Source organism: Kitasatospora sp. NBC_00070 (genome assembly GCF_045041205.1).
Taxonomy (GTDB): Bacteria; Actinomycetota; Actinomycetes; order Streptomycetales; family Streptomycetaceae; genus Kitasatospora.
The window spans coordinates 5053905-5068961 of sequence record NZ_CP108247.1; the positions used below are offsets into that span (position 1 = coordinate 5053905).

The window sequence follows — 15057 nt, forward strand, 5'->3', positions numbered from 1 at the left end:
TCAGCGCCCCGCGGTGAGGGCGGCGGCGCCGCGCGGTACGGGGGTGACCGGGCCGGTCAGTCGCCCGTCCAGCAGGGCGACGGTGCGGTCCGCGTACTTGGCCAGTTCCGGGTCGTGGGTGGCGAGCACCAGGGTGAGCTGGTGCGAGCGGGCGGCGCTGGCCAGTATCCGCAGCACCTGGTCCTTGGCCTCGCGGTGCAGCGGAGCGGTCGGGTCGTCGGCGAACACCACCGCGGGCAGCGGGGCGAGCGCGCGGGCGACCGCGATCCGCTGGCGCTGACTCTGGATCAGCTCGGCGGGGCGGCATTTGGCCTGGTCAGCCACGTCGAGGCGCTCCAGCCACTCGGCGGCGGCGGTGTACGCGGCCTTGTGGCCGGCGCCGGAGAGCAGCAGGGGCAGGGCCACGTTCTCCCGGGCCGTCAGTTCCGGGACCAGGTGCGGCTCGGAGCCTACGAAGCCGAAGCGGTCCCGGCGCAGCCGCTCCCGTCCGGTCCGGCTCAGGGTGTGCACGGGGGCGCTGTTGAACCAGACCTCGCCCTCGTCCACCGGGAGCAGCGCGGAGAGGCAGCCGAGCAGGGTGCTCTTGCCGGAGCCGCGGGGACCGGTGACGGCGAGGACCTCGCCCTCCCGGACGCCGATCGAGATCCCGCGCAGGGCGGGGGTGCCGTGGTGGGACTTGACGATCCCTCGGGCCCACAGCACGTCGTTGTCGGGCGGGGCCGCTGACATGAGGTCCATCCTGGTGCCGACGGGGATATGACAGTCGTCAGATTAGAACGACCGGGGCGGGTCGAGGATGCGGCACACTGACCCAATCAGGTTCAAATGCTGGCGAATCCGGCGTGTTGGCGGCAAGAAAACCCCTCCGGTACCGCCGGGAACGCCCGAAGGCGGCCCCGGGGAGCGGGGCCGCCTTCGGCGGAGGGTGGGACGGAAAGTCGAAATCAGATCTTGGCCCACGCGTCGGTGAGACTGACCCGCAGGATCTGCTCGATCTCGTCGAAGGTCGACTGGTCGGAGATCAGCGGCGGGGCCAGCTGGATGACCGGGTCGCCACGGTCGTCGGCGCGGCAGTACAGGCCGTTGTCGTAGAGCGCCTTCGACAGGAAGCCGTAGAGCACGCGCTCGACCTCGTCGTCGTTGAACGACTCCTTGGTGACCTTGTCCTTCACGAGCTCGATGCCGTAGAAGAACCCGTTGCCGCGCACGTCGCCGACGATCGGGAGGTCGCGCAGCTTGTCCAGGGTGGCGAGGAAGTTCGCCTCGTTGTCCAGGACGTGCTGGTTCAGGCCCTCGCGCTCGAAGATGTCGAGGTTGGCCAGCGCCACTGCGGAGGAGACCGGGTGGCCGCCGAAGGTGTAGCCGTGCAGGAAGGTGTTGTCACCCTTGTAGAACGGCTCGGCCAGGCGGTCCGAGATGATCGTGGCGCCGATCGGGCTGTAGCCCGAGGTCATGCCCTTGGCGCAGGTGATCATGTCGGGCTGGTAGCCGAACTTGTCGGCGCCGAACATGGTGCCCAGCCGGCCGAAGGCGCAGATGACCTCGTCCGAGACGAGCAGCACGTCGTGCCGGTCGCAGATCTCGCGCAGGCGCTGGAAGTACCCGGGCGGCGGCGGGAAGCAGCCACCGGCGTTCTGCACCGGCTCGACGAAGACGGCGGCGACGGTGTCGGCGCCCTCGTTGAGGATCGCCACCTCGATCTCGTCGGCGGCCCAGCGGCCGTACGCCTCGGGGTCGATCTTGCCGTCGCGCTCCAGGAAGGCGGGGGCGCGGTAGATGTTGGTGTTCGGCGCCTTGTGGGTGCCCGGCACCAGCGGCTCGAACGGGGCCTTCAGGCCCGGCAGGCCGGTGATGGAGAGGGCGCCCTGCGGGGTGCCGTGGTAGGCGACGGCGCGCGAGATGACCTTGTGCTTGGTCGGCTTGCCGGTCAGCTTGAAGTACTGCTTCGCCAGCTTCCAGGCGGTCTCGACCGCCTCGCCGCCACCGGTGGAGAAGAAGACCTTGTTCAGGTCGCCCGGGGCGTAGTTCGCCAGCCGCTCGGCCAGCTCGATCGCCTTCGGGTGCGCGTAGCTCCACACCGGGAAGAACGCGAGCTCCTTGGCCTGCTTGGCGGCGGCCTCGGCGAGCTCCTCGCGGCCGTGACCGGCCTGCACGACGAACAGGCCGGCCAGGCCGTCCAGGTACTTCTTGCCCTTGTCGTCCCAGACGTAGGTGCCCTTGCCCTTGACGATCGTCGGCACGGGGGAGTTCTCGTACGACGACATGCGGGTGAAGTGCATCCACAGGTGGTCGTAGGCGGTCTTGGAAAGGTCCTTCTGCGCCGGGTCGGCAGTCATCTGGTGCCCCAGGTGTAGGTCTGTTTCCGGAGCTTCAGGTAAACGAAACTCTCGGTGCTCCGCACGCCGGGAAGCGCGCGGATGCGCTTGTTGATCAGTTCGAGCAGGTGCTCGTCGTCCTCGCAGACCAGTTCGGCCAGCAGGTCGAACGAGCCTGCGGTGCAGACCACGTAGTCGACCTCGTCGAGGGCGGCCAGCGCGTCGGCGACGGGTTCGATGTCGCCCTCCACGTTGATCCCCACCATCGCCTGCCGGGTGAAGCCGACGGTGAGGGGATCGGTGACGGCGACGATCTGCATCACGCCTTGGTCGAGCAGCTTCTGGACCCGCTGACGTACCGCCGCCTCGGACAGGCCGACGGCCTTGCCGATGGCGGCGTACGGGCGACGCCCGTCCTCCTGGAGCTGCTCGATGATCGCCTTGGAGGCGGCATCGAGGGGAACGCTCGCGTTCCGGTCGCGGTTGGCCACGTCGCCACTGTGCCTGATCGTTTCGTCGTACGCAACCGCGTCCGCTGCTGATTTCGTCGTCATTTCGAAAATTGCATGCGGATTACGTGGCACTTGTCCGGGAGTACTGCCGAGAAGCGAAGGCAACCGGTTAGGCTGGTCAGGTACACGCGGAGGCGTGCACGCCCCATCAGTGGACCGCGGCTCCCGCAGCCCGGCCACTCGGCGCCGGAGTACCCTGGCGCCGGTTCCTGCAACGTCGCAGGCCCCGACCGAGGAGAGACCCGTGAGCGAGCTTCGTACGCTGCGCAACTACGTCAACGGTGAGTTCGTCGATGCGGCGGACGGCCGCACGCTGGACGTGATCGACCCGACCACCGGCGAGGTGTACGCGACGTCGCCGCTGTCCGGTACGGCCGATGTGGACGCGGCGATGGCCTCGGCCGCCGCGGCGTTCCCCCTCTGGCGTGACTCCACGCCGTCTGTTCGGCAGAAGCTGCTGCTCAAGATCGCGGACGCGGTCGAGGTACGGGCCGACGAGATCGTGGACACCGAGTGTCGCAACACCGGCAAGCCCCGGTCGCTGACGCTGTCCGAGGAGATCGGTCCGATGGTGGACCAGCTCCGCTTCTTCGCCGGTGCCGCCCGCCTGCTGGAGGGCAAGGCCGCGGGCGAGTACATGGACGGCATGACCTCGATCGTCCGCCGCGAGCCGGTCGGCGTCTGCGCCCAGGTCGCGCCGTGGAACTACCCGATGATGATGGCCGTGTGGAAGTTCGCCCCGGCCATCGCGGCGGGCAACGCCGTCGTGCTCAAGCCCTCCGACACCACCCCGGCCTCCACCGTGCTGCTGGCCGAGATCATCGGCGGTGTGCTGAAGGACCTGGAGCTCCCGGCCGGCATCTTCAACGTGATCTGCGGTGACCGGGAGACCGGCCGCCTGATGGTCGAGCACTCCACCCCGGCGATGGCCTCGATCACCGGCTCGGTGCGCGCGGGCATCCAGGTCGCCGAGTCGGCGTCCAAGGACGTCAAGCGGGTGCACCTGGAGCTCGGCGGCAAGGCGCCGGTCGTGGTCTTCGAGGACGCCGACATCGCCGAGGCGGTCGAGGGCATCTCGGTGGCGGGCTTCTTCAACGCCGGCCAGGACTGCACCGCCGCCACCCGGGTGCTGGTGCACGAGTCCATCCACGACGACTTCGTGACCGCGCTGGCCAAGGCCGCCGCCGACACCAAGACCGGCGGGGTGGACGACGAGGACGTGCTCTACGGCCCGCTGAACAACGCCAACCAGCTCAAGCAGGTGGCCGGCTTCATCGAGCGCCTGCCCGCGCACGCCAAGGTCGAGGCCGGTGGCCACCGGGTCGGCGAGGTCGGCTACTTCTACGCCCCGACCGTGGTCTCCGGCCTGAACCAGGACGACGAGATCATCCAGAACGAGGTCTTCGGCCCGGTCATCACCGTGCAGAAGTTCACCGACGAGGAGCAGGCGGTGAACTACGCGAACGGCGTCGAGTTCGCGCTCGCCTCCTCGGTGTGGACCAAGGACCACGCGCGGGCGATGCGGATGTCGCGCCGGCTGGACTTCGGCTGCGTCTGGATCAACACCCACATCCCGCTGGTCGCCGAGATGCCGCACGGTGGCTTCAAGAAGTCCGGCTACGGCAAGGACCTCTCCTCGTACGGCTTCGAGGACTACACCCGGGTGAAGCACGTCATGACGGCGCTCTAGTCGCACAGGAGGGGCGCACCCGGCCGGGTGCGCCCCTCCTGCTTGTCAGGCTGTCGGGTGAGACGCGGACCGGCTGACAGGATGCAACTGCACCTGCGGCGGGTGGTTCCCTACGCTTACCGGCATGAGCACCCCCACTGCTGACTCGGCCGCCGGGCAGGCTGTCAAGGCCGCCGACCGCGCGCACGTCTTCCACTCGTGGTCCGCCCAGGCACTGATCGACCCCCTCGCGGTGGCCGGTGCCGAGGGTTCGTACTTCTGGGACTACGACGGCAACCGCTACCTCGACTTCTCCTCGCAGCTGGTGAACACCAACATCGGTCACCAGCACCCCAAGGTGGTCGCCGCGATCCAGGAGCAGGCCGCCAAGCTCTGCACCATCGCCCCGGGCTTCGCCCAGGAGTCGCGCAGCGAGGCGGCCCGGCTGATCGCCGAGCGCACGCCGGGGGACCTCGACAAGATCTTCTTCACCAACGGCGGCGCCGAGGCGAACGAGAACGCCATCCGGATGGCCCGGCTGCACACCGGCCGGCAGAAGGTCATGTCGACTTATCGCTCCTACCACGGCGCCACCGCCAACGCGATCGCGCTGACCGGTGACCCCCGTCGCTGGGCCAACGAGACCGGCGTCTCCGGCATCGTGCACTTCTGGGGCCCGTACGCCTACCGCTCCAACTTCCACGCCGAGAACGAGGCGCAGGAGTGCGAGCGCGCGCTGGAGCACCTGGAGCAGGTGCTCGCGTTCGAGGGCCCCGGCACGGTGGCCGCGATCATCCTGGAGACCGTGGTCGGCACGGCCGGCATCCTGATCCCGCCGGCCGGTTACCTGGCCGGGGTGCGGGAGATCTGCGACCGGTACGGCATCGTCTTCATCCTGGACGAGGTGATGGCGGGCTTCGGCCGGACCGGTGAGTGGTTCGCCGCCGACCACTGGGGCGTCGTCCCCGACCTGCTGACCTTCGCCAAGGGCGTCAACTCCGGCTACGTGCCGCTCGGCGGCGTGGCGATCTCGGCCGAGATCGCGGCCACCTTCGCGGAGCGGCCGTTCCCCGGCGGGCTCACCTACTCGGGCCACCCGCTGGCCTGCGCCTCGGCGGTGGCCACCATCAACGCGATGGCCGAGGAGGGCATCGTGGAGAACGCCAAGCACATCGGCGACACCGTGATCGGCCCCGGCCTGCGCGCGCTGGCCGAGCGGCACCCCTCGATCGGCGAGGTGCGCGGGCTCGGCGTGTTCTGGGCGCTCGACCTGGTGAAGAACCGGCAGACCCGGGAGCCGCTGGTCCCGTACAACGCCGCCGGTGCCGCCAACGCGCCGATGGCCGAGCTGGCCGCCGCCTGCAAGCAGCGCGGGCTCTGGCCGTTCGTCAACATGAACCGCTTCCACGTGGTCCCGCCGTGCACGGTCACCGAGGAGGAGGCCAAGACCGGCCTGGCGATCCTCGACGAGGTGCTCACCCTCACCGACGCGCACACCAGCTGACGTACCGTCCGTCGCGGCCCCGGGCTCATGCGGTCCGGGGCCGCCCCCTGTTCGGAGACCAGTCACCATGACCTTCACCCGTCGCGCCCTGTTCGGCGCCGCGAGCCTGCTCGGCCTCTCCGCCTGCGGGATCCCCGCCGCCTACGTGCCGGAGGAGCGGCGGGCCGCCACCGACCGCTCGGAGCGCGACAGGGCGCTGACCTTCTCCAACTGGACGCAGTACATCGACACCGACGACAAGGGCGGGCGGCCGACCCTGGACGCCTTCGCCCAGGACGCCGGGGTCGAGGTCGCGTACACCGAGGACATCAACGACAACGACGAGTTCTTCGGGAAGATCAGCCCGGTGCTGGCCCAGGGCGGCGACCCCGGGCGCGACCTGATGGTGGTCAGCGACTGGATGGCCGGCCGGTACGTGGCGCTCGGCTGGGTGCAGCAGTTCGACCCCGCGAACCTGCCGAACGTCGCCAAGTACCTCGACCCGCAGCTGGCCTCGCCGGCCTTCGACCCCGGGCGTCGGCACAGCGTGCCGTGGCAGTCCGGGATCACCGGCATCGCGTACGACCGGAAGGCGCTCGGGCGGGAGCTGCGCTCGACGGCCGACCTGTGGGCGCCCGACCTCAAGGGGCGGGTCACCCTGTTCGCCGGGATGGACGAGGCGCTCGGGCTGCTGATGCTGGCCCAGGGCGCGGACGTCTCGAAGTTCACCGCGGACGACGCGCACAAGGCGATGGCCCAGGTGCAGAAGCTGGTGGACACCCGGCACGTCCGGCGGTTCACCGGCAACGACTACACCAGCGACCTGGCCTCGGGCGCGGCGATCGCCTGCCAGGCGTACTCCGGCGACGCGATCCAGCTCAAGGCGGAGAACCCGGACATCGAGTTCGTGGTGCCCGAGGAGGGCGGCGAGCTGTGGGCGGAGAGCCTGATGGTGCCGAACCGGGCCGCCCACAAGACCAACGCCGAGCTGCTGATCGACTACTACTACCGGCCCGAGGTGGCCGCCGAGCTGGCGGCGGCGGTGCAGTACATCTGCCCGGTGCCGGCGGCGCGCGAGATCCTGGCGAACAGCGAGGACCCGGAGACCGCCGCGCTGGCGGAGGAGCCGTTGATGTTCCCGACGGACGAGATGCGGGCGCGGCTGCACACCATGCGGGACGTCACCGCGACGGAGCGGCCGGACTTCCACCGGATCTGGGGCAACGTCGCGGGGGTCTGACCTTTTGCAGAGCGTAGGTGGTCAGGCACTTTCGCAGTGATGCCCACCAGCCACGAACCGTCGCCGTTCCCCGAGCCCCTGGATGGTGCAGCTTCCCGATCAGCGACGTACGGCGTCCAGCGCCAGCAGGGCGACGTGCAGGGAGAGGCAGGACTCGACCTGGTCGAGGTCGACCGCGAGGATGCGTTCGACCTTGTGGAGGCGGTCGTAGAAGGACGGGCGGGACAGGTGGGCGGCGTCGGCGGCGGCCGACTTGTTGCGGCCCTGTTCGAGGTAGACCCGCAGCAGCTGCACCAACTGGCCGCCGTGCTCGGCGTCGTGGGCCAGCAGCGGACCCAGCTCGCGTTCGACGTAGGTCTGCAGGCGGGCGTCGTCGCGGAGCAGGTGGAGCAGGCCGCGCAGCCGGACGTCGGGCAGGCGGTAGTAGGAGGCGGCCCGGCCGCCGGGGGAGTCGTGCAGGGCGGCGTCGGCGACCTGGGTGGCCTCCAGCAGGGTGCGGCGGGCGTCGCGGACCGAGCCGACCGAGGAGCCGACCGCGATCACCGGCTCGAAGACCGGATGCCCGGTGACGCCGTCCCGGGCCCCGTCCGCGACCAGCTTGCGCAGCGCCGCGGCGAAGCCTTCGAGTGCGGAGTGCTCGTCCTGCTGCGAGCCGAGCGCGATCAGGACGCCGACGCCCTCGTCGTCCAGGGCACCGACCAGGGCGGAGAGCCGGCAGCCGCGGATCGCGGAGGCGGCCAGTTCGGTGAAGTCGCGCAGCCGGGCCTGCGCCTCCAGGGCGGCCGGGATCGGGCCCCGGCGCTGGCGGAGGACCACGCCGACCAGGCGGCGGCTGTCCAGCGGGACGCCCAGGGCGGCGGCCCGCAGCGCGACCTCACTGACCGTCAGGGCGTGGGTGAGGATGCCCGAGAGCAGGGTGCGGTGGGTCTGCCGCTCCAGCGACTCGCGGTCGCGGACCACCAGCCGGTTCAGGGCGAGGGTGGCGGCGCCGCGCTCCAGCAGCATGGCGTGCGGGTGCGGGACGCCGTCCGGCAGCGGGCGGGGGTCGTCGACCAGGATCAGCCGGCCCCAGTCCTGGCCGCGGGCGCCGACCGCGGTGACCAGCCAGCCGCTGCGCGGGTCGTAGCCCGTCCGGCCGGGCGGGCGGACCCCGCGCGAGCGGCGTTCCCAGCCCTCCAGCAGGTCGGTCTCCCGGCGGCCGGCCGTCTCGTGCGCGAGCACCTGGTGGGCGAGGTTCTCCAGCACCACCGGGGCGCCGGCCATCCGGGCCACCTGCCGGACCACCTCGGCCGGTTCGGCCCCCTCGACGGCGAGTTCGTTGAAGACCTGGTGGACGGCCTCGGAGATCCGCAGCTGCTCCAGCTGGGCGTTCACCACCAGCGCGTGCACGGCCTCGGTGACGGCGACGAAGCGCAGCTCGCGGCGGAGCGCGATCAGCGGCAGGCCGCGCTGCTCGGCGGCGTGCACCAGGGCGCGCGGCAGGCTGTCGAAGTAGCGGCGGCCGAACTCGACCACCAGCCCGGCGGCGCCGATCTCGGCCAGCTCGCGGACGTACCTGGCCAGCCCCTCGCGGTCCTCGGGCAGGGCGATCCCGGTGGTGAGCACCAGCTCGCCGCCCTGCAGCATGCCCGCCACGTCGGGGAGCTCGCTGACGTGCACCCAGCGGACCGGGCGCTCCAGGTGCTGGGCACCGGCCACCACCTCGGGCAGGCCGCGCCGCATCACGTCGAGGTCGAGCACGCGGGCGACGGTGGGGAGCACGGGAGGACCTTCCATGGGCAGCAGGGTGTCAGGTGAATCATGCATCGGCCAGACGACCTGTTGCCTTTCCACCCTGTAAGGCCCTTGTGGGCGAGGCTGTCGGAGTGGCCCTTGTCACCCTGACGAGTGAGGGGGCATCGTCAGCGGGTCGGCAGTACCGACCCGGACCCCGGGTCGTGGGATGAATACGGTGTTGCCCCCGAAATCCGTCGCGTAACGAGAACGCAACCGCGGAATCCCTTGTAGAGGCAACCCTCGGGTGTCAGGATCGCCGGACCCCGAGGATCCCTGGCCGACTCACCGGGCACCCTGGAGGAACCTGATGGACCTGACCGACTTCAGCGCAGGCGCGCAGTACATCGCGGGCCGGCTGACCGAGGGCACCGGAACGGAGCCCTTCCAGGTCGTCAACCCGGCCGACGGCAGCGTCGTCCAGCACGTCACGCTCGCCTCGACCGGCGACGTGGACACCGCCGTGGCCGCCGCGAAGGCCGCGCTGCCCGCCTGGTCCTCGGCCACCCCCGGGGCCCGCGCGGAGGCACTGCTCAAGCTGGCCGCGGTACTGGCGGAGCACGCCGAGGACTTCGCCCGGGTGGAGACCGCGCAGACCGGCAAGCCGATCAAGCTCTCCACCGAGTTCGACGTGCCCGGCACGGTCGACAACACCTCGTTCTTCGCCGGGGCGGCCCGCAACCTGGAGGGCAAGGCCGCGGGGGAGTACTCCGGCGACCACACCTCGTACGTCCGCCGCGAGGCGATCGGCGTGGTCGGCTCGATCTCGCCGTGGAACTACCCGCTGCAGATGGCCGCCTGGAAGATCCTGCCGGCCATCGCGGCGGGCAACACCATCGTGCTCAAGCCGGCCGAGCTGACCCCGCTCACCTCGCTGATGTTCGCCCGGGCCTGCTCCGCGGCGGGCATCCCGGACGGCGTGGTCAACGTGGTCACCGGCGCCGGTCGCGGCGCGGGCGAGCACCTGGTCTCGCACCCGGACGTCGCGATGGTCTCCTTCACCGGTTCCACCCCGGTCGGCAAGCGGGTCGCCGAACTGGCCACCGCCACCGTCAAGCGCACCCACCTGGAACTCGGCGGCAAGGCCCCGTTCGTGGTCTTCGACGACGCCGACCTGGACGCCGCCGTGCACGGTGCGGTCGCCGCCTCGCTGATCAACGGCGGCCAGGACTGCACCGCCGCCACCCGCGCCTACGTGCAGCGCCCGCTGTACGACGCCTTCGTGGCGGGGGTCGCCGAGCTGTACGGCCAGGTCCGGATCGGCCACCCGCTGAACCCCGCGACCGACCTCGGCCCGCTGGTCTCGTACACCCACCGGGACCGGGTGGCCGGCTTCGTCGAGCGGGCCCGCTCGTACGCCACCGTGGTGACGGGTGGTCAGGCCCAGGGCCTCGGCCACGACGGCACCGACCTCGCCCCCGGCGCGTTCTACCGTCCCACCCTGATCACCGGGGCCGCGCAGGACAGCGAGGTGGTGCAGGGCGAGATCTTCGGCCCGGTGCTGGTCGTGCTGCCCTTCGACTCCGACGAGGAGGGCCTGCGGCTGGCCAACGACACCCCCTACGGTCTGGCCGCCTCCGCCTGGACACAGAACGTGCACCGCTCGCTGCGCGCCACCCGGGAGATCCAGGCCGGCTGCGTCTGGGTCAACGACCACATCCCGATCATCAGCGAGATGCCGCACGGCGGCTACAAGTCCTCCGGCTACGGCAAGGACATGTCCCAGTACTCGCTGGACGAGTACACCCAGCTCAAGCACGTCATGTTCGACACCACCGCGGTCGCCCGCAAGGACTGGCACCGCACGGTCTTCGGAGACAGATAACCCCCGTCTGCTCCTTCACCTCTTCCCCCGGAGGGTGTCCCCGCATGGAGTTCAACGAGATCGCCGACGGTCTGCCGGACCCGGTCCGCAAGGCCTGGGAGCGCAGCCTGACGAACGGCCGGGCCGCGATGAGCCGGCGGGCCCTGATACGGGCCGCCGGCCTGGTGGCCGGTGCGGGCACCCTGGCAGCCTGCGGGATCCCGCCGGCCAAGAGCAGCGGCACCGGTGAGGCGACCGCCGGGCCGGACGACTCCGACAGCGACAAGGTCGTCGACTTCTCCAACTGGCCGCTCTACATCGACGTGGACCCGGCCGACGAGTCCAAGCGGCCGACCCTGGACGCGTTCACCGCGGCCACCGGTGTCAAGGTGAAGTACACCGAGGACATCAACGACAACGTCGAGTTCTTCGGCAAGGTCAAGCCGCAGCTGGCGGCGGGTCAGGAGACCGGCCGGGACCTGATGGTGCTGACCGACTGGATGGCCGGCCGGATGATCCGGCTCGGCTGGGCGCAGCGCCTCAACCCGGCCAACCTGACCCATGCGATCACCAACCTGGAGAACCGCTACCGCGCTCCGGACTGGGACCCGAACCGGCTGTACTCCTACCCCTGGTCCGGCATCCAGGTGGTGGTGGCCTACAACCGGAAGGCCACCCAGGGGAAGGCCGTCACCTCGGTCGCCCAACTGCTCGACGACCCCGAGCTGAAGGGCCGGGTCACCTTCCTCTCCGAGATGCGCGACACCATCGGCATGGTGCTGCTCTCGCTCGGCAAGGACCCGGCCAAGTTCACCGCCGCGGACTACGACGCCGCGATCGAGCGGGTGCAGAAGGCCGTCGACAACAAGCAGATCCGCAAGTTCACCGGCAACGACTACGGCCAGGAGCTCTCCTCCGGGGACATCGCGGCCTGCATCGCCTGGGGCGGGGACCTGATCCAGCTGAAGGCCGACAACCCCGACATCGAGTTCGTCATCCCGGCCGAGGGCTATGTCGCCTCCACCGACAACCTGCTGGTCCCGGCCCGGGCGAAGCACAAGAAGAACGCCGAGCTGCTGATCGACTTCTACTACCGGCAGTCCGTCGCGGCCCAGCTCACCGCAGGGATCAACTACGTCTCCCCGGTGGCCGGGATCAAGGACGAACTCGCCAAGCTGGCCCCCGAGGTGGCGGAGAACCCGCTGGTGCTCCCGACCCCGGAGATGGCCGCCCAGGTCCACGTCTTCCGCAGCCTGACCGAGGCCGAGGAGAGCGACTTCGAGGAGAAGTTCTCCAAGTTGATCGGCGCCTGACCCCCACCACTCGGCCCCTTCCCGACAGAGAGACACCATGACTGAGCAGCTGCGCGAGGCGGCGACGGCCGGTGGCGACGTACGCCTCACCGGTATCGGCAAGACCTATGGCGCCTTCACCGCCGTCCACCCGCTCGACCTGACCGTGCCCCAGGGCTCCTTCTTCGCCCTGCTCGGCGCCTCCGGGTGCGGCAAGACCACCACGCTGCGGATGATCGCCGGCCTGGAGGAGCCCACCAGCGGCACCGTCCTGATCGGGGGTCAGGACGTCACCGCACTGCCGCCGTACAAGCGGCCGGTGAACACGGTCTTCCAGAGCTACGCGCTCTTCCCGCATCTGGACATCTTCGAGAACGTCGCCTTCGGCCTGCGCCGCCGGGGGAAGAAGGACGTCAAGAAGCAGGTCGAGGAGATGCTCGAACTGGTCGAGCTCGGCCCGTACGCCCGGCGCAAGCCGCACCAGCTCTCCGGCGGCCAGCAGCAGCGGGTCGCGGTCGCCCGCGCGCTGATCAACCACCCGCAGGTGCTGCTGCTCGACGAGCCGCTCGGCGCCCTCGACCTCAAGCTGCGCCGGCAGATGCAGCTTGAGCTCAAGCGGATCCAGACCGAGGTCGGCATCACCTTCGTGCACGTCACCCACGACCAGGAGGAGGCCATGACGATGGCCGACACCATCGCGGTGATGAACGGCGGCCGGGTCGAGCAGCTCGGCGCGCCCGCGGAGCTGTACGAGAACCCGGGCAGCACCTTCGTGGCCAACTTCCTCGGCCAGTCCAACCTGATCCCGGCCGAGGTCACCGGCATCGCGGACGGCTCGCTGCTGCTCAGCGCGGGCGGCGTCCGGCTGGCGATGCCGAAGGCCCGCTGCGCCACCGAGGCCAGCAGCGTCTACCTGGGCGTCCGCCCGGAGAAGATCACCATCGCGCAGGCCGACGCCGAGGTGGCCGACGGCCGCAACCGGCTCACCGGCACCGTGGTGGACTCCAGCTTCATCGGCGTCTCCACCCAGTACGTGGTGCGCGCCGAGACCGGCCAAGAGATCGCGGTCTTCGAGCAGAACATGGACCGCGACGCCCGGCTCACCCCCGGCGCCCCGGTCGTCCTGCACTGGAACCCGGCGCACTCCTTCGGCCTGGACGCCGCGCAGGCGATCGACGCCGGCACCGGGGAGGCCGCCGCGTGACCGCGACCACCGAGGCCGCACCGACCCAGGTGATACCTCTCCAGGAGCGGCCCGCGCGCCGCAGGCTGACGCCGTACTGGCTGCTGCTGCCCGGCCTCGCCTGGCTGGTGGTCTTCTTCGTGGTGCCGATGGTCTACCAGGCCAGCACCTCGCTGCAGACCGGTTCGCTGGAGCAGGGCTTCCGGCTGACCTGGCACTTCTCGACCTACTGGGACGCGCTGAGCGAGTACAAGTGGCACTTCGTCCGCTCGTTCGGCTTCTCCGCGATCGCCACCCTGCTCTGCCTGGCGATCGGCTACCCGCTGGCCTACACGATCGCGTTCAAGGCGAGCAAGCGGTGGCGGAACGTCATCCTGATCCTGGTGATCGCGCCGTTCTTCACCAGCTTCCTGATCCGCACGCTGGCCTGGAAGACCATCCTGTCGGACGGCGGCCCGGTGGTGGAGACGCTGAACGCGCTGCACCTGCTGACCGTCACCGACGCGATCGGCCTGACCACCGGTCAGCGGCTGCTGGCCACCCCGCTCGCGGTGATCTGCGGTCTGACGTACAACTTCCTGCCGTTCATGATCCTGCCGCTCTACACCTCGCTGGAGCGGATCGACCCCCGGCTGCACGAGGCGGCGGGTGACCTGTACGCCCGGCCGTTCACCACCTTCCGCAAGGTCACCTTCCCGATCTCGCTGCCCGGTGTGGTGGCGGGCACGCTGCTCACCTTCATCCCGGCCTCGGGCGACTACATCAACGCCCAGCTGCTCGGCTCGCCGAGCGAGCAGATGATCGGCAACGCGATCCAGAAGCAGTTCCTGAACGTGCTCGACTACCCGACGGCCGCCGCGCTGAGCTTCATTCTGATGGCCCTGATCCTGGGCATGGTGACGGTCTACATGCGCAAGGCCGGGACGGAGGAACTGGTCTGATGAGCCGAATCGTGAAGTGGGTCCGGTCCCACCTGGTGGTGCTGGCCGGGGTGCTCGCCCTGGCCTACCTGGTGCTGCCCAACCTGGTGGTGCTGGCGTTCTCGTTCAACAAGCCCAGCGGCAAGTTCAACTACGAGTGGAACGAGTTCTCCACCGACGCCTGGACCGACCCGTGCGGCGTCGCCGACATGTGCGGCTCGCTCTCGCTCAGCCTGCAGATCGCGGTGCTGGCCACCGTCGGCGCCACCGTGCTCGGCACCATGGTCGCCTTCGCGCTGGCCCGCTACCGGTTCCGCGGCCGGGGCGGCGCGACCGGCCTGATCTTCCTGCCGATGGCGATGCCCGAGGTGGTGATGGCCGCCTCGCTCGGCACCCTGTTCCTCAACATGCGGATCCCGTTCGGGTTCACCACGATCCTGATCGCGCACATCATGTTCTGCCTGAGCTTCGTGGTGACGGCGGTCAAGGCCCGCGTGATGAGCATGGACCCGCGGCTGGAGCAGGCCGCCCAGGACCTCTACGCCACCCCCGTCCAGACCTTCCTGAAGGTGACCCTGCCGCTCGCCGCCCCCGGCATCGCGGCCGGCGCGCTGCTCAGCTTCGCGCTCTCCTTCGACGACTTCATCATCACCCAGTTCAACTCGGGACCGACCACGGTCACCTTCCCGATGTTCGTCTGGGGCGCCTCGCAGCGCGGCATCCCGGTGCAGGTCAACGTGATCGGCACCGCGATGTTCCTCGCCGCCGTGGTGCTGACGGTGGTCGGCCAGTGGGTCGGCAACCGTCGGAAGGCCAGCACCTGACATTCTGGTGCACATCCCCTCGAAACACCGTCAATCCGTAGA

At 70.1% G+C, this 15057-nt stretch carries 12 protein-coding genes; 8 read left to right on the forward strand and 4 right to left on the reverse strand.

Features of this window, described 5'->3' with window-relative positions:
- From OHV05_RS23230 to OHV05_RS23240, 3 genes are all read right to left on the reverse strand, one after another.
- Positions 1-729 (reverse strand): ABC transporter ATP-binding protein, encoded by a 729-nt coding sequence (locus tag OHV05_RS23230; RefSeq protein ID WP_405019358.1) that lies wholly within the window; start codon positions 727-729, stop codon positions 1-3.
- 215 nt (positions 730-944) lie between these two features.
- Entirely contained in the window at positions 945-2336 is a 1392-nt protein-coding gene (locus OHV05_RS23235) for an aspartate aminotransferase family protein (RefSeq protein ID WP_405019359.1), read from the reverse strand.
- Positions 2333-2806, reverse strand: a complete 474-nt coding sequence (locus tag OHV05_RS23240; RefSeq protein ID WP_057232352.1) for an Lrp/AsnC family transcriptional regulator — start codon at positions 2804-2806, stop codon at positions 2333-2335. The genes OHV05_RS23235 and OHV05_RS23240 overlap by 4 nt, the downstream gene beginning before the upstream one ends.
- Positions 2807-3071: 265 nt before the next feature.
- Here OHV05_RS23240 and OHV05_RS23245 point away from each other — a divergent pair, with 265 nt between their 5' ends.
- The 3 genes from OHV05_RS23245 to OHV05_RS23255 all read left to right on the forward strand — a co-directional run bounded on the left by OHV05_RS23245 (position 3072) and on the right by OHV05_RS23255 (position 7219).
- Positions 3072-4517 carry a gamma-aminobutyraldehyde dehydrogenase gene (locus OHV05_RS23245; protein WP_405019360.1) on the forward strand — a complete coding sequence of 482 codons (1446 nt, stop codon included), beginning with the start codon at positions 3072-3074 and terminating at the stop codon, positions 4515-4517.
- A 124-nt stretch (positions 4518-4641) separates the two neighbouring features.
- The gene (locus OHV05_RS23250) at positions 4642-6000 is read left to right on the forward strand and encodes an aspartate aminotransferase family protein (protein ID WP_405019361.1); all 1359 of its coding nucleotides are present in this window, start codon (positions 4642-4644) and stop codon (positions 5998-6000) included.
- A 67-nt stretch (positions 6001-6067) separates the two neighbouring features.
- Positions 6068-7219, forward strand: a complete 1152-nt coding sequence (locus OHV05_RS23255) for a spermidine/putrescine ABC transporter substrate-binding protein (protein ID WP_405019362.1) — start codon at positions 6068-6070, stop codon at positions 7217-7219.
- A 99-nt stretch (positions 7220-7318) separates the two neighbouring features.
- On the opposite strand, the gene OHV05_RS23260 is transcribed toward OHV05_RS23255, so the two are convergent.
- Positions 7319-8995 carry a PucR family transcriptional regulator gene (locus OHV05_RS23260; protein WP_405019363.1) on the reverse strand — a complete coding sequence of 559 codons (1677 nt, stop codon included), beginning with the start codon at positions 8993-8995 and terminating at the stop codon, positions 7319-7321.
- A gap of 307 nt (positions 8996-9302) precedes the next feature.
- Here OHV05_RS23260 and OHV05_RS23265 point away from each other — a divergent pair, with 307 nt between their 5' ends.
- Genes OHV05_RS23265 through OHV05_RS23285 form a run of 5 tightly spaced genes read left to right on the forward strand, consistent with a single transcriptional unit; the run spans position 9303 to position 15015 of the window.
- Positions 9303-10817: a gamma-aminobutyraldehyde dehydrogenase gene (locus tag OHV05_RS23265; protein WP_405019364.1), complete on the forward strand. Its 1515-nt coding sequence runs from the start codon at positions 9303-9305 to the stop codon at positions 10815-10817.
- 44 nt (positions 10818-10861) lie between these two features.
- On the forward strand, positions 10862-12109 hold the full coding sequence (locus OHV05_RS23270; protein ID WP_405019365.1) for a spermidine/putrescine ABC transporter substrate-binding protein: 1248 nt from the start codon (positions 10862-10864) through the stop codon (positions 12107-12109).
- A gap of 37 nt (positions 12110-12146) precedes the next feature.
- On the forward strand, positions 12147-13292 hold the full coding sequence (locus tag OHV05_RS23275) for an ABC transporter ATP-binding protein (protein ID WP_405019366.1): 1146 nt from the start codon (positions 12147-12149) through the stop codon (positions 13290-13292).
- On the forward strand, positions 13289-14212 hold the full coding sequence (locus OHV05_RS23280) for an ABC transporter permease (protein WP_405019367.1): 924 nt from the start codon (positions 13289-13291) through the stop codon (positions 14210-14212). Before OHV05_RS23275 ends, OHV05_RS23280 begins: the two co-directional genes overlap by 4 nt.
- Positions 14212-15015: an ABC transporter permease gene (locus OHV05_RS23285; RefSeq protein WP_403041916.1), complete on the forward strand. Its 804-nt coding sequence runs from the start codon at positions 14212-14214 to the stop codon at positions 15013-15015. The genes OHV05_RS23280 and OHV05_RS23285 overlap by 1 nt, the downstream gene beginning before the upstream one ends.
- Positions 15016-15057: the final 42 nt, after the last annotated feature.